Annotated in this window: 13 protein-coding genes; 4 read left to right on the top strand and 9 right to left on the bottom strand. The window is 26.1% G+C overall.

Annotation, left to right across the window (positions count from 1 at the left end; genetic code table 11):
* Positions 1-296 precede the first annotated feature (296 nt).
* A complete protein-coding gene (locus NBW53_RS08930) occupies positions 297-986 on the bottom strand; it encodes a 5'-methylthioadenosine/adenosylhomocysteine nucleosidase (protein WP_250277918.1) in 690 nt (229 codons plus the stop codon).
* Between the two features lie 235 nt (positions 987-1,221).
* On the opposite strand from NBW53_RS08930, the gene NBW53_RS08925 reads away from it, so the two are divergent.
* Positions 1,222-2,718 carry a hypothetical protein gene (locus tag NBW53_RS08925; RefSeq protein WP_250277917.1) on the top strand — a complete coding sequence of 499 codons (1,497 nt, stop codon included), beginning with the start codon at positions 1,222-1,224 and terminating at the stop codon, positions 2,716-2,718.
* Positions 2,719-3,052: 334 nt separating this feature from the next.
* Here NBW53_RS08925 and NBW53_RS08920 read toward each other — a convergent pair whose 3' ends face one another.
* From NBW53_RS08920 to NBW53_RS08905, 4 genes are all read right to left on the bottom strand, one after another.
* Complete coding sequence (locus tag NBW53_RS08920; protein ID WP_250277916.1) at positions 3,053-4,315, bottom strand: GntP family permease; 1,263 nt, start codon at positions 4,313-4,315, stop codon at positions 3,053-3,055.
* A gap of 1 nt (position 4,316) precedes the next feature.
* On the bottom strand, positions 4,317-5,462 hold the full coding sequence (locus NBW53_RS08915) for a glycerate kinase (RefSeq protein WP_250277915.1): 1,146 nt from the start codon (positions 5,460-5,462) through the stop codon (positions 4,317-4,319).
* A 115-nt stretch (positions 5,463-5,577) separates the two neighbouring features.
* The gene (locus NBW53_RS08910; RefSeq protein WP_250277914.1) at positions 5,578-6,012 is read right to left on the bottom strand and encodes a PucR family transcriptional regulator; all 435 of its coding nucleotides are present in this window, start codon (positions 6,010-6,012) and stop codon (positions 5,578-5,580) included.
* Between the two features lie 104 nt (positions 6,013-6,116).
* Positions 6,117-6,635, bottom strand: coding sequence for a sugar diacid recognition domain-containing protein (locus tag NBW53_RS08905; RefSeq protein WP_250277913.1), 519 nt, complete (start codon positions 6,633-6,635; stop codon positions 6,117-6,119).
* A gap of 125 nt (positions 6,636-6,760) precedes the next feature.
* On the opposite strand from NBW53_RS08905, the gene trmB reads away from it, so the two are divergent.
* The gene (gene trmB, locus NBW53_RS08900) at positions 6,761-7,405 is read left to right on the top strand and encodes a tRNA (guanosine(46)-N7)-methyltransferase TrmB (protein ID WP_250277912.1); all 645 of its coding nucleotides are present in this window, start codon (positions 6,761-6,763) and stop codon (positions 7,403-7,405) included.
* Between the two features lie 292 nt (positions 7,406-7,697).
* Here the strand turns inward: trmB and NBW53_RS08895 are convergent, their stop codons facing one another.
* The 4 genes from NBW53_RS08895 to NBW53_RS08880 all read right to left on the bottom strand — a co-directional run bounded on the left by NBW53_RS08895 (position 7,698) and on the right by NBW53_RS08880 (position 14,170).
* Entirely contained in the window at positions 7,698-7,988 is a 291-nt protein-coding gene (locus NBW53_RS08895) for a hypothetical protein (protein WP_250277911.1), read from the bottom strand.
* A 9-nt stretch (positions 7,989-7,997) separates the two neighbouring features.
* Positions 7,998-10,829, bottom strand: coding sequence for an excinuclease ABC subunit UvrA (uvrA, locus tag NBW53_RS08890; protein ID WP_250277910.1), 2,832 nt, complete (start codon positions 10,827-10,829; stop codon positions 7,998-8,000).
* Positions 10,830-11,549: 720 nt separating this feature from the next.
* Positions 11,550-13,547, bottom strand: a complete 1,998-nt coding sequence (gene uvrB, locus NBW53_RS08885; RefSeq protein WP_284345815.1) for an excinuclease ABC subunit UvrB — start codon at positions 13,545-13,547, stop codon at positions 11,550-11,552.
* Between the two features lie 17 nt (positions 13,548-13,564).
* A complete protein-coding gene (locus tag NBW53_RS08880) occupies positions 13,565-14,170 on the bottom strand; it encodes a 3'-5' exonuclease (RefSeq protein WP_250277909.1) in 606 nt (201 codons plus the stop codon).
* 215 nt (positions 14,171-14,385) lie between these two features.
* Here NBW53_RS08880 and NBW53_RS08875 point away from each other — a divergent pair, with 215 nt between their 5' ends.
* Positions 14,386-15,075, top strand: coding sequence for a DUF2225 domain-containing protein (locus NBW53_RS08875; protein WP_250277908.1), 690 nt, complete (start codon positions 14,386-14,388; stop codon positions 15,073-15,075).
* Positions 15,076-15,100: 25 nt separating this feature from the next.
* Positions 15,101-18,682: a chromosome segregation protein SMC gene (smc, locus tag NBW53_RS08870; RefSeq protein WP_250277907.1), complete on the top strand. Its 3,582-nt coding sequence runs from the start codon at positions 15,101-15,103 to the stop codon at positions 18,680-18,682.
* Positions 18,683-18,695: the final 13 nt, after the last annotated feature.

Below are 18,695 nucleotides of genomic sequence, written 5' to 3'. Positions count from 1 at the left end.
TTTATACTTTGTCTATTTATAAAAAATAGTTAAATATTCTATTTTTTTGAGTAACATATATGAAAAAAAGTATATTTTTTTTGGAAAATAGATAAAGTTCTTAAAAATTTAGCTTTTTACATAATCTAAATTAAAGTTTTATTTTGTGATTAAAATCTTTAGCTTAAAGGTATAAAAATACAAAAAAGGTAATGTAAAATAGTTTGTATTTATTTTAATATTATACAATTATATTGTTAATAAAATAAAAAGAGAGGTTGTAGACTTTGTCTACAACCTGATACTAATATAAGTTTTTATATAACTTCTATCATATTTTTTAAAATATTACTTGCTTTTATAGCACTATCTCTAAAGAAATTTTCATAGTCATTGTTTTCGTCAGAATTGTCAGATATAGAACGTATAATGCAAAAAGGTATTTTATTAAGATAACAAGTTTGACCTATAGCAGCACTTTCCATATCTACACAATATGCTTTAAAATGAGACCATATTTTATTTTTTTTGTCTATGTCGCACAAAAACTGGTCTCCGCTAACTATTCTACCAGTAAAAATAGTATTTTCAGTTTCTTTAGTAGAAGAATTTACAGCTATATTCATTAATTCTTCATCAGCTTTAAAACAACTTTCTTCCATTCGAGGAATAATACCAAGCTCGTCACCAAAATATGTTGTATCCATATCGTGATGCATAACATCTGTTGCTACAACTATATCACCGATTTTTAAATCTTTATTTATAGCACCAGCAACGCCAACATTTATTATATAGTCTACGGCATATAAATCTATTAAAACTTGGCTACAAATAGCAGCGTTCACTTTACCTATTCCAGAACGAACTAAAACAACGTTATTTCCAGACATTTTACCCATATAAAAATCTAAACCTACAATATTTTTTGTAGATATAATATCTATATGAGGTTTTATATTTTCTATTTCTTCTTCCATAGCGCCTATTATACCGATTGTTTTCATAATTGCCTCCTTTTAATATGTTTTGGGATTAATATCCAAAACAAAATAAACAAAAAGTTTAATATACATAAGCAAATATAATTTATTCTTATATTTTAACACATTTATAAATAAAATGATAGTACTTTTTAAATTTAAAATATATATATTTTTTACAAAATATATAGTTTTTATCATAAAAATTTATTTTACAATATATATTATAACAGTAGATATTAATTATAGGGGGAACTTTATGGTTTATTCAAGAAGATATAGTAGAAATTTTATACCATTAAAACAAGATAGCTCTAAATACAATTTAGACTTTAGACCTTCTCTTGGTAGATGTGTTATAGAGATAAAAGATGGAAAGGGCAAAGTAAATATTTATGCACAAGGTATAAAACCAGATGAAGAGTATTGCCTTGAGCTTATAGGGTTTAAAAAAGGTAATGTAAAAAATGTATGCTTAGGAAAATTTAATGTAGATGCTTATGGAAAAGGTGAATTTTCTACTTCTTTTAACCCAGATAATATGGAAAGCCCAGAAAATAAGATAGAAGATTTTAATGTTATATCTGTTATGGTAAAAGGTGATAATGACATATCTTCAGCATTAGTTGGATATATAGGTAATGAGATAGATTGGCAAGAGCAATATAAAGCAAATGCTATTATAAATATACCTAAAGGAGATTGTTCTTGCAACAAACCTACAGAAGATAATGATGATAAAAACGATAATATTGAAGATGATAAAGAAAATATCTCAGAATTTGAGCAAGGGCTTATAGATAGAGAGGAAGGTCTTTTAGAGAGAGAACAAGGGCTTATAGATAGAGAAAAAGGTTTAGTTGAAAAAGAGAAAAATCAAAATAAAATTTCATTAGATGATTATGAGCAAGCTTTAAATGAAAAATTAGATGGATTAGCAGAAAAAGAAAAAGGCTTGGCAGAAAAAGAACGAGGGCTTTTAGAAAAAGAAAGAGCATTAAAGGAAGGCTATTTACCAACAGATGACAAAGATATTAGACAAAAAGAACTAGATCTTATAAAAAGAGAAATGGAGCTTATAAAAATAGAACAAAGCCTTATAGAAAGAGAAAGAAAAATAATAAGAACAAACCCTACATCCGATAGAGAAAGAGGCTTAATAGAAAAAGAAAAAGGTATTTTAGAAAGAGAACAAGGGCTTTTAGAAAGAGAGAAAGGCTTAATAGAGAAAGAAAAGGGACTTTTAGAAATAGAAAAAGGTATAAGAGAAAAAAATAAATACAAAGAAAATGAGAAAGAAGAACCTAAAAATACAAATCATCAAGATTTTAAAGATATGTTAGATAATCTTAGAAAAAATATGATGAATATTCAAAATATGGATACAAAAAATATAAAAATTAATAGTAATATAGAATATATAAAAGATAAAAGTGTTGTGATGAAGCCTTTTGCTAACAACCAAGAAAATATAAATTGGTATAGAATATCTCCAGTAGATTTAACTAATATATCAGATAATAGTTGGGAATATAGCAACAATCCTTTTGTATTTATGTCTTATAAAAAATATAAACATCTTATGTTAGGTATAGATAATAGTGGAGAAAAAGAAAAATATACTTTAGCCATTCCTTGTAGATATGAACAAAACTTTAATTTAAAAGATTTTAAAGAGTTTATACCTATTGATAACAATATAAGCGTAAAAAACTTAAATGATGGAGAGTATGGATATAGAATAGTAGAATTATAAAGCTAAGGCTGTAGATTAATCTACAGCCTTTAAAAAAATAACAAGATTATTTTTTTAAGACATTGTATGAAAAAAGTTAATTTCTTTGCATAATGTCTAATAAAGCCCTAGAAATATACCTTTTTCACAATATGAGTTTTGCCCCGTCTTGTGATTATAATGTTTATACAAAACATAAAAATGAAAAAATTAGTTTAAAATATTTTATCTTCAGTTTAATAGTATAGGTTAATTTTTATATTATTTAAAGTTAGTATTACATAAAATAGAATCAACTGTTATTTTTTTATTAAAATTGCATATTTAACCTTATTTAAAGATTTAGTATTTTTTATTATTTAGTTATTAAATAGTATATAATAGAAGTTATAGTTATAGATAAACCTATTAACACTTCATAAGGTATTAATTTTAATCTATTAGGAAAGTTTGTATTTACTGCACCAGCTGTTGCATGGAAAAATGAACCATGAGGTAAAGAGTCTATAACAGTAGCACCGGCATGCATCATAGCACCACCAGAAACAGCAGGTATGCCTGCATCTAGTATAACGTTACCAAAAGTAGAGGAGGCTATTGTAGCGCCTGCAGTTGTAGAGGCAGTAGCACCTGCCATTAATATACCAGATATAGGGGCTAATAATAGTATAGGCATATTAGCAGCATCTAATAATGCAATAAAATCTGTTTGTAGATTAGATGCTTTTATAACACCAGCTATTGTGCCAGTACCTATTAATAAAATGGCAACAGGCATAACTTTAGATAAACCAAAATTAAAATATTCTCCAATGTTCTTAGCATTACCAGTAACTAAAGCACAAACAATACCACCAACTGGTAAAGCTATTAATGGGTCAACTGCAATATTTAAAATAGACCTTAAAGACAATAATATAATAACTACTAAAGGACCTAATATTGCCATTAAAAAAGAAGGTAGTTTTTCATCTATATCTTCAGATAAATCTTTGTTAGTAATAGATTCTGCTTTTCTTGTACTAATAAATTTTGCAAGTAAAATAGTAACTATAAGACCAACAATTGCAGGTATAATGTTTTCTATTATAATAGAGGTTAAAGGTACTTTAAGATTTTCAGATACAGATATTGTGTTAGGGTTTGGAGAAATAATATTACCGGCTTTACCACCACCTACCATGGCTAATAAAACAGACATTTTATTTATATTAGTTTTTTGTCCAATAGCAAGTGCAATAGGAGCAACAGTAATAACAGTAATATCAACAAAAACACCAACGGTACATAAAATCATAGCAGATATAGCGATAGCTACAATAGCCATTTTGTCTCCTAGCTTACAGACTATAACATCGGCTATTTTTTTAGCAGAGCCAGTTTTTATTAATACACCAGCTAAAATACCAGATGTGATAATTCTAAGTACAGATGATATAATATCTTTAGCACCGTAAACCATTATATTAACAGTATCTACTAAAGAAGCGCCACCGATTATACCACCAACTAAAGCTCCAATTATAAGGCTATATGTTGGTTGAATTTTTGCTATAATAAGAGATATAGCTAATATAAGACCAATTAAAGCACCTAATGTAGTTATTTCTATTTCCATTTTATTCACCCCTTAATATTTTTATTAGATTAAATACTTGCTCCGTTGTAGAGAGAAGATTTTCTTTAGCAACATCTTCTTTTAATAAATTTTCTAAAGTATCAGCTTTTTGTATAATAGGGAAATAGGCATCAATACCTTCTTTGTTACAAGCCTTAGCATCTTCTGTTGCACAACCAGAAAAAGCAATTACTGTTTTATTATATTTTTTAGCAAGCTTTGCAACACCAATAGGGGCTTTGCCCATAGCTGTTTGATTATCAAGCCTGCCTTCACCAGTTATAACTATGTTAGCATCTTTTATTTCATTTTCTAAGTTTATATATTTAAGTATTATTTGTATACCAGATTGTAAATTTGCATTTAAAAAGGATAAAAATGCAAAACCAATCCCACCAGCAGCACCAACTCCATCTACATTTGAGTTATCTTTATTTAATAATTTAGAAGTTAAACTTGCATAATGTTTTAGTAGGTTATCTAGTTCTTCTACCATATCTGGTGTAGCACCTTTTTGTGGGCCATATATAGCGCTAGAACCATTTGCTCCACATAGAGGGTTATTAACATCACAAGCTATATTAAATGTACAATCATCTAGTTCTTTAAGTTTATTTTTTGTTTCTATTTTTACAAGATTTTTAATTCCTTTTGCACCAAGCTCAATTTGGTTATTATTACTATCTAAAAAGTCAAAGCCTAAAGATTGTAGCATACCAATACCACCATCATTTGTAGCACTACCGCCTATACCGATTATAAAGTTTTTAATACCTTTTGATATAGCGTCTTTTATTAATTGTCCAACACCATAAGTTGTTGCATTTAAAGGGTTTCTTAAATTTTCTGGTACAAGGGTTAGGCCAGCAGCCATTGCCATTTCTATAATAGCCGTATTACTCTCTTTAATAATACCGTAGCTACTTTCTATTTTTTTACCTAAAGGGTCTAAAACAATAACTTTTTCTATGTACCCACCCATACCATTTACCAATGCTTCAACAGTCCCTTCACCACCATCGGCTAAAGGTTTGACAACAACATTTGCATTAGGTATTACATTATTAATACCTTGTTTTATTACATTACCAGCCATAGTAGATGATAAACTACCTTTTAAAGAATCTATTGCTATAACAACTTTCATACTATTACCTCCCATTATTTATATAGTTATTATATAAATAATGGGAGGTATTTGCTATATTTTATATAATATAAATAATTATATAAAATGTAAAAAAATTGTTATTAATAACAATTTATAATAAATTAATTAATATATATAAAAAATTTGCATCTTTAAATAATCTAGGGTTAAAGCCAATTTTTTTATGTATTTTATCTAATTTATATTGAAGGGTATTTATATGTATAAATAAAGTATTTGCAGTGTTTTTCAGCTCCATATTATTTTCAAAATATATTTTTAATAAATTTATCTCATCTTTGCTTAAATTATTTATTACATTATTTATATATTTTTCTTTTAAATCTTTTGATATACTATTTAATAATATTTCTAAGCTAAAATCATCATAAAATTTAAAATTTATATTTTCTTTAATATATGATATAGCTATATTAGAATTTTTATAAGATATATTTATATTTTCTAAGTTAGTGCTATTACCTATACCTATTTTTATTATATCTTTATATGAACTTGCAAAATTTGATAAATTATTTTTTAGCATATCAAGATTATTTTCAGGTAAAAAACCTACAAATTCTAAAGGATATATATAAGTGTTTAATATACAACCACATTGTTTAAAAAAATGTTTTATATCTTTTTCTATTATCTTAATATTTTTAAAATTATAGTTATAGCATAATAATTAGTTTTTATATCTACATTTAATTTATCTAAAATTTTTAGTGTATGTTCATATTTTTCTTTTTGGTTATAAAGATATGTTTGTACAATATAATTAATTTGTGTAAATTTATTAGACAAACTTTCTTTTAGAATATTTTCTTTTAAGAATATTTCAGTTATTTTTATAGCTAAAAATATATATTTATCAATTTCTTTAGGCTCACCACTAACACCTATTACGGCTATAGGTTCTTCGTTTATAAATATAGGTGTATTAATACCTTTTTTTGAGCCTAAATAACAATCATCATTATCTACTATAACTGTTGTTTTTGTTTTTATTGCATTTAATCCAGCTTGATTAAATGTATTAATACGTTTTTGATTTGTACTAGCTATTACAATACCGTCTTTATCTATAAAGTTTATATTATATTTACAAATTTGATTTATTGCATCTACAATTTTTTGAGCTAAATCTACACTAATATTTTGCATAATATATCTCCTTAAAAATTATTTAAAAATATTTTAACATATTTATATAAATTGTTAAATGTTGAAATTTTTAATAAATATGTTATAATCTAATAAAATCATAAAATTTTTTAAGGAGTAAAAATATGCGTTTAAGAAAAAAGCCGTGGGGCGATAATGAATTAAATACAAATGATAGATTTATTCATCAACCAGAACAAAATAAGGGTAAATGGAGAGAAATTTTTGGCAATGATAACCCTATACATATAGAGATAGGTACAGGTAAGGGTCAGTTTTTAACTACTATGAGTATTTTAAACCCTAATATTAATTATATAGCTATAGAAAGACAGACAAATGTTATAGTTAGTGCATTAAAAAAGGGCAGAGAAAAAGGTGTAGGTAAAAATATAGTATTTTTTGTAGCAGATGTTAAAGAGCTACTTAATTATTTTGAGCCAAAAGAAATAGATAGAATATATATAAACTTTTGTGACCCGTGGCCGAATAAGAAAAAATGGGCAAAAAGAAGACTTACTCATAAAAACTTTTTAAATTTATATGAAGAACTATTTGTAGATGGTGGGGAAGTGTTTTTTAAAACAGACAATAGGCTATTATTTGAATTTTCTTTAAATGAGTTTGCGGATAAAGGTTGGCGTTTACATAATATATCTTTAGATTTACATAACTCAGACTTTGAAGGCAACGTTAAAACAGAATATGAAGAAAAGTTTTCAGGTATAGGTATGCCTATATATAGACTAGAGGCTTATTATAAAAAATAAAGTTTAAATAATATGAGGTTGTAGACTTTGTCTACAACCTTTCAAAAAAATAACAAGATTATTTTTTGAGGTACTGTATGAAAAAAGCTAATTTTTTCACACAAGGGATAAAGCCTTATAAATTTAGCTTTTTACACAACACGAGGCAAAGCTCTGTATTGTGATTAATATTTTTATGTTTTACATAAAAATAAGAAATTATCGCTAAAATAGTTTGTCTACAATCTAATAATATTAAAAGGTTGATTTATAAGATTTAAATATCTTAAAATCAACCTTTTAATATTAATTTTTATAATAAATTGTTATTATCTAAAATGAAAGCTAATTTTACACATTCTATACCTATAACCATTGTATAGTTTTCTTTTTTATAAATCATAGGTTCATTATTTTTTTTCACTATTACACAATCTTTGGCCTTGTTGCTATCATCTATATAGGTTAAAAAGAATATACCATCATTATCTTTTATAGTCCATTTTTTATTTACTAAAGGTTTAATAAAAAAATCATCATTACAGTTAAAAGTTTCATTTAATATATTTTTTGCATTTATAAAATTTTCTACTATATCCTTCATTTTTTTCTCCTAAGTATTTTTAAACAAAATTGGTTTTAAATATTTTCCGGTGTAAGATTTTTCACACATAGCAACTTCTTCTGGTGTTCCAATAGCAACTATTGTGCCACCACCGTCACCACCTTCTGGCCCTAAATCTATAATATAATCGGCAGTTTTTATAACATCAAGGTTATGCTCTATAACAACAACAGAATTACCAGAAGATACAAGACGTTTAATAATATTTATAAGTCTATGAACATCATAGGTATGAAGACCAGTTGTTGGTTCGTCTAATACATATATAGTCTTTCCTGTTGGGCGTTTGCTAAGCTCTGTTGCTAGCTTTACTCTTTGGGCTTCGCCACCAGAAAGAGTAGTGGAAGATTGTCCAAGCCTAATATAAGACAGACCAACATCAGATATTGCTTGTAGTTTTTCTTTTATTTTAGGTATATTTTCAAAAAAAGTCAAGGCTTCTTCTACAGTCATGTTTAAAATATCGTATATATTTTTACCTTTATATTTTATTTCTAAAGTTTCTCTGTTATATCTTTTACCACCGCATACTTCACAAGGAACATATACATCTGGTAAAAAGTGCATTTCTATTTTTATAATACCATCACCAGAACAAGCTTCACATCTACCGCCTTTTACATTAAAACTAAAACGTCCTTTTTTAAATCCACGTATTTTAGCATCTTGTGTTTCGGCAAATAAATCTCTAATAAGATCAAAAACACCTGTATAGGTAGCAGGATTTGAACGAGGAGTTCTTCCGATAGGTGATTGGTCAATATCTATTACTTTATCAAGATTCTCAAGTCCCGTTATAGACTTTGCCTTACCAGATTTACATTTTGCTCTATTAAGCTCTTTAGCTAAAGTTTTATATAAAACTTGATTTACAAGAGAGCTTTTACCAGAGCCAGATACACCTGTTACACAGACAAAAAGCCCAAGAGGTATATCTACATTTACTTTTTTTAAGTTATTTTCATAAGCACCTTTTATAGAAATTTTATTTTTTGTAGGCTTTAAACGTTCTTTTGGTATAGGTATAGCTAATCTACCGCTAAGATAACCACCAGTTAAGGAGTTTTCACACTTTAATATTTCATCATAAGTACCGGCAAATACAACTTCACCACCGTGTTCACCAGCTTTTGGACCTATATCTACTATAAAATCTGCTTGACGCATAGTGTCTTCGTCGTGTTCTACAACAATAAGCGTGTTGCCTATATCTTTTAAATGGTTTAATGTGTTTAAAAGTTTATCATTATCTCGTTGGTGCAGTCCTATGCTAGGCTCGTCTAATATATATAAACATCCTACAAGCCCTGAGCCTATTTGAGTAGCTAGCCTTATCCTTTGAGATTCGCCACCAGATAATGTCCCGGCTGTTCTTGAAAGAGAAAGATAGTCAAGACCTACATCCACTAAAAATCCTATTCTTGCGTTTATTTCTTTTAATATTTGTTCGCCTATAAATTTTTCTTTTTCAGATAAAACAAGTTCATCAAAAAATTTTTTTGCATCTTTTATAGATATATTAGTTATTTGGGATATATTTTTACCATTAATAGTAACAGCTAAAATTTCAGGCTTTAAACGTTCTCCTTTACAACTTTTACAAGTAACATTAACCATATATTGTTCTAATTCTTGTTTCATTACATCTGAAGATTCTTTATATCTTCGTTCTAAATTGTTTACTATACCTTCAAAAGAATAAGAATATTCTCTATATCCGTTTTGTCCTTCCCATTGTATATCTATTTTTTCACCTTTTGTTCCATACATTAAAATATCTTTAATTTTATTTGGTAAATCTTTATAAGGTGTGTGTAAAGAAAAATTATATTTTTCAGATAGTGCATAAAATATACTATTAGACATAGAGTTTGCATTGTTTATAGAATTCCAACCAGAAGCATTTATAGCTCCTTGTGCTAAAGAAAGGTCAGGATTTGGCACAATAATATCTGGGTCAAAAATAAGCTTTACACCAAGTCCTGTACAGTCTTCACAAGCTCCTTGAGGGCTGTTAAAAGAAAAGGAGCGAGGCTCTATTTCTTCTATATTTATGTGGCAGTTTTCACAAGCGAAGTTTTGGCTAAATTTTAAATCTTTACCGTTAGTATCTACAATTATTATACCATCTGTAAGGCTCATAGCAGTTTCTATAGAGTCTGTAAGACGAGTTTTTATATCATCTTTAACAACTAATCTATCTATAATTATTTCTATGTTGTGTTTTTTATTTTTTTCTAGCTTTATTTTTTCTGATAAATCGTATATATTACCGTCTATTCTAACTCTAACATAGCCACTTTTTTTAGCATCTTCTAAAAGCTTTATATGCTCTCCTTTACGGTCTCTAACAATAGGAGCTAATATTTGTATTTTTGTTTTTTCTTCTAGGCTACATATTTGGTCTACAATTTGGTCTATAGTTTGTTTTTTAATTTCTTTGCCACATTTTGGACAATGAGGCTTACCTATACGCGCAAATAATAACCTAAGGTAATCATATATTTCTGTAACAGTACCTACTGTTGAACGAGGGTTATTATTAGTTGTTTTTTGGTCTATAGATATTGCAGGAGACAAGCCTTCAATATAGTCTACATCAGGCTTTTCCATTTGGCCTAAAAAATGTCTAGCATATGAAGATAGGCTTTCTACATATCTTCTTTGGCCTTCTGCATATATAGTGTCAAAAGCAAGGCTAGATTTACCAGAGCCACTAAGCCCTGTAAAAACTACAAGCTTATCTCTTGGTATAGTTAAATCTATATTTTTAAGATTATTTTCTCTAGCGCCTTTTATAGTTATCTGTTGTTTGTGCATTTTTATCTCCTTTCTATAATTTAAAAATTGTATAGTTTTTATATAGAATAATAAATATGAAAATATTTAAGTTTTATTTTTATTATTACATTTAATTAATTTTCTATTAAAATAATTAAACTAGATTATATCTAAATTTTACTATAATATAAAATTTATGTCAAAGATTAAAAATAACATTAATTAGCATAAGAATAATATTAACTAATAATAGAAGAAAATAATACAGTAACCACTAAAAGTAAAATATTAATAGTTTTTTTCAATATTTTACTTTTAGTGGTTAAAGAAATTATAATTTTTAAAATACAAAATATATTAAATAACAAAAACTAAAATATGAAAAATTAAAAATATATTTATGTAAATATCTATATAAAAATAGAAACAAATTTAAAAAATATTAAGGTTAAGAAAAAGGTATAGGTATTAATAATTGTTAAATTTTTCTAGCTATATAAAATTTTTTAGGTAATAAATATTTATTTATATATACGGTATAAGAACTAAAAATAATCATAGAAAATAAGATAAAATGTCATAAGTCCAAGTCTGCCACCATAAGTTTCTTGGTACATTAGGATTAATGATAAAAAAGTTAAAGTTATATTAACTAAAAGTAAGATAATACTAAAATAATGAGTTTTTATACATAATTTTAAAAAATTTCATAAATTAACTCTTATTTAAGATAAAGTTTAATATTTATAATATTAAACTTTATCTTAAACTTAATTTTTTTAACTCTATAATTTCATCCCTTAAAATAGAAGCTTCTTCAAACATTAAATCTGTTGCATATTTTCTCATTTCTTTTTCTTTTTTTGCTATAAGCTCTAAAAGTTCTTTTTGGCTCATAGATTCTGGGTCTTTATCTAATTTTTTAGAATTTTTGCTAGGAGCAATACTTTCAGTTGCTTTTATTATTTCGTGAACTTTTTTTGTAATAGTTTTAGGTGTTATACCGTGTGAATTGTTATAATCTTCTTGTATATTTCTTCTTCTATTGGTCTCCGATATAGCGTTTTTCATAGAGTCTGTCATTTTATCGGCATACATAATAACTCTACCATTAGCATTTCTTGCAGCTCGTCCTATTGTTTGTATAAGAGAAGTCTCGGAGCGTAAAAACCCTTCTTTGTCGGCATCTATAATAGCTACCAAAGATACTTCAGGTATGTCCAAACCTTCTCTTAAAAGATTTATACCTATTAATACATCAAATACATTAAGCCTTAAATCTCTAATTATTTCTAAACGTTCTAATGTATCTATATCTGAGTGTAAATATTTAGCCTTTATTCCTACTTCTTTAAGATATATTGTTAAATCTTCGGCCATTTTTTTAGTTAGAGTAGTAACTAAAACTTTTTCATTTTTTGCCACTACGTTGTTTATTTCGCCTATTAGATTATCTATTTGACTTTTTACAGGTCTTACAGAAATTTCAGGGTCTAAAAGCCCTGTTGGTCTAATTATTTGTTCAACAGTGTTTTGTGTATGTTCTTTTTCATATTTATTAGGTGTTGCCGATACAAATAACATTTGATTAATTTTTTGTTCAAACTCTTCAAATTTAAGAGGTCTATTATCTAATGCAGACGGTAATCTAAAACCATAATCTACAAGAGTTGTTTTTCTAGATTTATCTCCTTCATACATACCTCGTACTTGTGGTATAGTAACGTGGGACTCATCTACAATCATAAGAAAATCATTAGGAAAATAGTCTATAAGAGTATGTGGGGTAGAGCCTGCTTCTCTACCAGATAAGTGCCTTGAATAATTTTCTATACCAGAGCAAAAGCCCATTTCTAGCATCATTTCTATATCATAATTTGTGCGTTGTTCTAGTCTTTGAGCCTCTAAAAGTTTTTCTTCTTCTCTAAATTTTTTTAATTGAGTTTCAAGTTCATTTTGTATACGTTTAACGGCCTCCATAAGCTTTTCTCTACTTGTTACATAATGAGAAGCAGGAAAAACTGTAATATGGTTTCTAAAACCTAAAACCTCACCAGTAAGAGTATCTATTTCAGATATTCTATCTATCTCATCACCAAAAAATTCAACCCTATATGCCACATTAGAGGCACCCGCAGGAAATATTTCTAAAACATCTCCTCGTACACGAAAAGTACCACGTATAAAATTCATATCATTTCTGTTATATTGAATTTCTATAAGCTTTTTTAACACACTATCTCTATCTTTTCCCATACCAGTCCTAAGAGATACAACCATTTCGTTATAATCTATCGGGTCTCCTAAGCCATATATACAAGAAACACTAGCTACTATTATAACATCTCGTCTTTCAAAAAGGGCAGCCGTTGCTGAGTGTCTAAGCTTGTCAATTTCATCATTAACAGATGAATCTTTTTCTATAAATGTGTCTGATGATGGAACATATGCTTCTGGTTGATAATAGTCATAGTAGCTTACAAAATATTCTACGGCATTTTCAGGAAAAAACTCTTTAAATTCGTTATATAACTGAGCAGCTAATGTTTTATTATGGGCTAAAATAAGAGTAGGACGGTTTAGTTTTTCTATAATATTTGCCATTGTAAAAGTTTTTCCAGAGCCAGTAACACCAAGAAGAGTTTGAAATTTTTTACCATTTATAAATCCAGTAGATAAATTTTTTATTGCATTTGGTTGGTCTCCAGTTGGTTTAAATTTTGATACAACTTTAAAAGGCTTATCTATTTTATCCATTTTACCCTCCTTAAAATTTATTTTTTCCTTACATTTTTAGAATTAAATACTTTAATTGATAAATCTTGTGGTTTAATTTTTTTAAAAATTTCTGCAGTGTATATAGCATCATTTAAGGCATCGTGAAAGTCTTCTTTTATAGGTAAATTTAAAAGCTCTATTGCATTTTGTAAACCTATACAACCACCTTTTTTATATTTTAAATGTTTTGTTGCTAAATTTTGAATATCTATATATTTTAAAATTAAATCGGATTTTAAAATATTGTAGTAAGATAAATTTCTATATAATGCTTTTAAGTCACCAGTTCCCCATACGCAAAAAATATGTTCTTCTTTACCTAAAAATTTTTCAAAATCTATATAGGCATCTTTAAATAATGGCTTGTCTTGTAAAAAATCTAAAGAAAGTCCAGTTATTTTTTCTACATAAGGGTGCATTTTTTTATAAAGGTTTGGTCTTATATAAAGATTTATTTTATCTAATATATTAAAATTATTATCTAATTTTACTGCGCCTATTTGTATTATTTCAAACCTGCAAGAAGGTATAAGCAGTATAGTTTTATTTGTTTCAAAATCATATGCTTGGTTAAACTCTAAGTCTAAAACTATATAAGACATAAAAACCTCCTAAATTAAAAATATTTTATAATAATAGTACAACAATTTTTAAATAAATACAATGTTTATATATAAAAAAATTAATTGATTTAAATTTATTTTTAAAATATTGATTTTTTTTAATATCTAATGCTATAATATTAGAATAACACAAAACTAAAAAAATATGAAAAATTATATATTTTTACAAAAAGAATAAAATAGTGAGGCAGAATATGGAGTCAAAAAATTATAGTATAGAAGAAAGATTATATGACAAAAGTTATACTTGTCCTGTATGTAATAAAGATTTTAAGGCTAGAGAAATAAAAAAAGGAAAAACTATTTTTGTAGAGTTAGATTTGGGGCTTAGAGGTAAATTTAAACCAATTATGCCAGATTATTATTATGTTATTATATGTGATAATTGTGGATATGCTAGTGTATCTAAAACTTTTAATAAAACTAATGGTAAACATATAAAAAACATAAAAGAAAATATAAATAAAAATTATGTCCCTAAAAAATATCCTTTAGTATATGATGCAGAGATAGCAATAGATAGATATAAAAAGGCTTTATATTTTTCTCATATTAAAGGAGGAGATATATCTGAAAGGGCTTATATAGCACAAAAAATAGCATTTATATGTGAAGATATAAATGATGAAAATCAAGCAAAAGAATATAACATACACGCTTATAATTGGTATAGCGAAGCTTATTTAGAAGAAAGATTTCCTATAATGGATATGGAAGAAGGCCAGTTTTTATATAATTTAGCTTATTTAGCATATAAAATAGGAAACATAGATGAAGCTAAAAAAACACTTAGTAAGGTAATAGTAAAAAAAGATTTATCTGTTACATTAAAAGAAAAAGCCGAAGATTTTGCAGAAATATTAAAAAAAGAAGATAAGGCATGAAATCTTAAGATGAAAGAGGCATATTATGTTTTTAAAAAGACTAGAGATACAAGGGTTTAAATCTTTTCCAGAAAAAATACGACTAGATTTTAAGCAAGGTATAACAGGAGTTGTAGGCCCAAATGGTAGTGGTAAAAGCAATATATCAGATGCTATAAGATGGGTTTTGGGAGAACAAAAAGCAAGAACTTTGCGTGGAGACAAAATGGAAGATATTATTTTTGCTGGTACGAAAAACAGAAAACCTTTAGGCTTTGCAGAGGTTACTATGTATTTAGACAATAAAGATAAAAAGTTACCATTAGAATATAGCGAAGTTGCTATAACTAGAAAAGTTTATCGTTCAGGAGAAAGTGGATACTATATAAATGGGACAAGCTGTAGGCTTAAAGATATACACGAGCTTTTTATGGATACAGGAATAGGTAAAGAGGGCTATTCTATAATAGGACAAGGTAAAATAGATGCAATATTAAGCAACAAATCTGAAGATAGAAGAGCGTTATTTGAAGAGGCTGTTGGTATTATAAAATTTAAAAATAAGAGAATACAAGCAGAAAATAAGCTAGAAGAAGTTAGAAAAAATTTAATAAGAACTAATGATATAATAGCCGAATTAGAAAGACAGATAACACCTCTTTTAGAACAAAAGCAAAAAGCACAACAATTTTTACAATTTTCTGAAAAACTAAAGCTTATAAGAGTAAATATCTTTGTTGAAGAATATGAAAAATCTGAAGCATACATAAAAAGTATGGTAGAAAATATAAATATTTTAGATAGTACAATATTATCTTTACAACAACAAAAAGAACAATACGTAAAAAATCAAGAAGATTTAAAACAAAATATTTTATCTAAAGAGCAAGAAATAGAAAAAATAAATGATAAAATATTAGAGGTTAATATTAGTATAAAGCAAAACCAAAATAGCATTAACCTTAATAATCAAAGTATAAAATTTATAGAAGAAGATATACAACGTATAAAAAATGAACAATATAAAAATAAAGATTTTATAATTAAAAAAGATGAAGAAATTAACCTTATAAAAGCTAGCTTAGGTGCTAAAAAACTACAATATAGCATAAAAAAAGAAGAAATTGAAAAATTATATATACAGTTTGAAGATATTTCTGAAAAAATGGATAAAAATGAAGAAGAATTTAAAAAAATAAATAATGAAATATTAGAAAAAATACATCTATCTTCTGAAATATCAAATAAACTAACTATTTATAAAAGCTCAAGAGAAAATCTACAAGAAAAACTTAATCAAATAGAAAAAGAAATAGGTATATGCAGTAGTAAAATTAGAGAAAAAACAATTAGAAAAACTGTATTAGAAAAAGATTTTAAAGACATAAGAGAAGAAGAAAATATTATAAGCCAAAATATAAATTTATACAATTTAGATTTTGAAAAAAATAAAGCAGAGCTTTATAACATAAAACAAGAAAATAATGAAGATAACAAAACATATATAGAATTAAAAAATAAACATAAAATATTACAAGAATTAGAAAAAGACTATGAAGGATATTTTCAATCTGTAAAATTTATATTAAAAGAAAAAGAAAAAAATATTAAGCTAAAAGGTATATTCAGTGCCATAGGTGAACTTATATCTGTTCCAAAACAATATGAAATAGCAATAGAAATAGCTCTTGGAGCAAATATCCAAAATATTGTTACAAAAACAGAAGAAGACGCTAAAATAGCTATAGAGTATTTGAAGCAATCTAAAAAAGGAAGAGCTACCTTTTTACCTATATCATCTATAAAAAGTAAGCAAATAGGCGAAGAAAAAGATACTTTATTAAAACAAAAAGGTGTAATAGGTATTGCTGATGATTTAATAAAATTTGATAACCAGTATAAAAATATTATGTCTAATATATTAGGTAAAACGATTATTGTAGACAATATAGATAATGGTATAAACTTGGCTAAAAAATATAAATATGCATATAAAATTGTTACTTTAGATGGTGAACTTATAAATGCTGGAGGGGCATTAACAGGTGGTAGTATATCTAAAAAAACAGGTGGAATATTTTCTAGAGGAAGAGAAATAAAAAATATATTTGAAAATATTTGTATATTAGAGCAAAAAATAAACCAAAATAAATATATAATACAACAAAAAGAAGAAGAACAACTTAACATAGAAAAAAATATTGAAAAAGATAGAGAAAAATTAAACAACATTAGCTTAGAAAAAATAAAGATAGAAGGAGCTATAAATCAAACTATAGAATATTTAGAAGAGCTAGAAAATAGCATAAAAAATAATTTTAAAGAAAAAGACGAAATAAATACTGAATTAAAAGAAGGACATTTTGATAATGATATTTTAGAGGAAAAACTTTTAAACATAAATAAAGAAATAGAAGAATTAAAAAAATATATGTCTAACTTTTCAACTAAATTAGAAGAAGAAAAATTAATAAAAGAAACAAATTTTAGTTATATAAATAAGTTAAAAATAGATATAAAAGAAATAGAATATCAAATAGAAAATGAAAATAAAAATATAGAAAGATTGCAACAAGAAATAGAAGAATTAAAAAAATTAAACGATTTATTAGAAGTAGATATAAAAGCTAAAATTGAAAAACAAAAAAATGTTGAAAAAGATATTAGCTATATCCAAAAAAATATTTATGATTTGGAGCAACAATATAATAATATAAAAAATAAAATAAATATTTTGCAACAAGAAAAAGCAATAATAAATTATAATATAAATAACATTTCTAATGATATTTTAAAAATAGCAAATAATATATCAGACACAGAAAATAAAAAGACAAAATTGGAGGTTAAAATAGAAAATATAGAAGATAAAATTGAAATTTTGTCGGATAATATGTGGAAAGATTATGAAATAACTTATGCTAGTGCTTGTAACGATTATGATAAAATATCTTTAAGTTTTGAAGAGCTAAAAAAAGAAGAAAATATTTATAAAAATAAAATATCTAGCTTAGGAAATGTAAATGTTGGGGCAATAGAAGAATATAAAATAGCAAAAGAAAGATATGACCTTAACATTAAACAAAGAGAAGACATATTAAAGGCTGACGATGATTTAAAAGATATAATAGCAACATTAGTTAAAGAAATGGAAGAACAATTTAAAAGACAGTTTTCTTTAATAAATAAAAATTTTAGAAAAGTTTTTTCAGATATATTTGGTGGAGGTATGGCAGAGCTTATACTTATAGATGAGAATAATATATTAACCTCTGGCATAGATATTGTTGCACAACCATCAGGAAAAAATTTACAAAGTTTAACACTTTTATCTGGTGGAGAAAGAACTCTTACCGCAGTATCTTTACTATTTGCTATACTTATAATGAAACCATCACCTTTTTGTGTTTTAGACGAAACAGAGGCAGCTTTAGATGATGCAAATGTTTTAAGATATGCAAAATTTTTAAAAAAATTCTCAAAAGATAATCAATTTATAATAATAACCCACAAAACGGGAACAATGGAAATAGCGGATACACTATATGGAGTAACTATGGAAGAACAAGGAGTATCTAAAGTTATATCTGTAGAGTTAAGAGATGCTAAAGAATATGAAAAAGTATAAAGGAGTAAAAAAA

It is taken from the genome of [Clostridium] colinum (assembly GCF_940677205.1).
Classification (GTDB): Bacteria; Bacillota; Clostridia; order Lachnospirales; family CAG-274; genus Tyzzerella; species Tyzzerella colina.
The sequence above is the reverse complement of the archived record's forward strand: the minus strand, read 5'-3'. Positions and strand labels throughout refer to the sequence as shown.

What these genes read in the sequence shown, in the direction of transcription:
- NBW53_RS08910 (WP_250277914.1), bottom strand. Translation starts at nt 6,012, where the DNA reads ATGCTAAAAAATAATTTATCAAATTTTGCAAGTTCATATAAAGATATA.
- trmB (WP_250277912.1), top strand. Translation starts at nt 6,761, where the DNA reads ATGCGTTTAAGAAAAAAGCCGTGGGGCGATAATGAATTAAATACAAAT.
- NBW53_RS08880 (WP_250277909.1), bottom strand. Translation starts at nt 14,170, where the DNA reads ATGTCTTATATAGTTTTAGACTTAGAGTTTAACCAAGCATATGATTTT.
- NBW53_RS08895 (WP_250277911.1), bottom strand. Translation starts at nt 7,988, where the DNA reads ATGAAGGATATAGTAGAAAATTTTATAAATGCAAAAAATATATTAAAT.
- uvrB (WP_284345815.1), bottom strand. Translation starts at nt 13,547, where the DNA reads ATGGATAAAATAGATAAGCCTTTTAAAGTTGTATCAAAATTTAAACCA.
- NBW53_RS08920 (WP_250277916.1), bottom strand. Translation starts at nt 4,315, where the DNA reads ATGGAAATAGAAATAACTACATTAGGTGCTTTAATTGGTCTTATATTA.
- NBW53_RS08875 (WP_250277908.1), top strand. Translation starts at nt 14,386, where the DNA reads ATGGAGTCAAAAAATTATAGTATAGAAGAAAGATTATATGACAAAAGT.
- NBW53_RS08930 (WP_250277918.1), bottom strand. Translation starts at nt 986, where the DNA reads ATGAAAACAATCGGTATAATAGGCGCTATGGAAGAAGAAATAGAAAAT.
- NBW53_RS08915 (WP_250277915.1), bottom strand. Translation starts at nt 5,462, where the DNA reads ATGAAAGTTGTTATAGCAATAGATTCTTTAAAAGGTAGTTTATCATCT.
- NBW53_RS08925 (WP_250277917.1), top strand. Translation starts at nt 1,222, where the DNA reads ATGGTTTATTCAAGAAGATATAGTAGAAATTTTATACCATTAAAACAA.
- smc (WP_250277907.1), top strand. Translation starts at nt 15,101, where the DNA reads ATGTTTTTAAAAAGACTAGAGATACAAGGGTTTAAATCTTTTCCAGAA.
- uvrA (WP_250277910.1), bottom strand. Translation starts at nt 10,829, where the DNA reads ATGCACAAACAACAGATAACTATAAAAGGCGCTAGAGAAAATAATCTT.
- NBW53_RS08905 (WP_250277913.1), bottom strand. Translation starts at nt 6,635, where the DNA reads ATGCAAAATATTAGTGTAGATTTAGCTCAAAAAATTGTAGATGCAATA.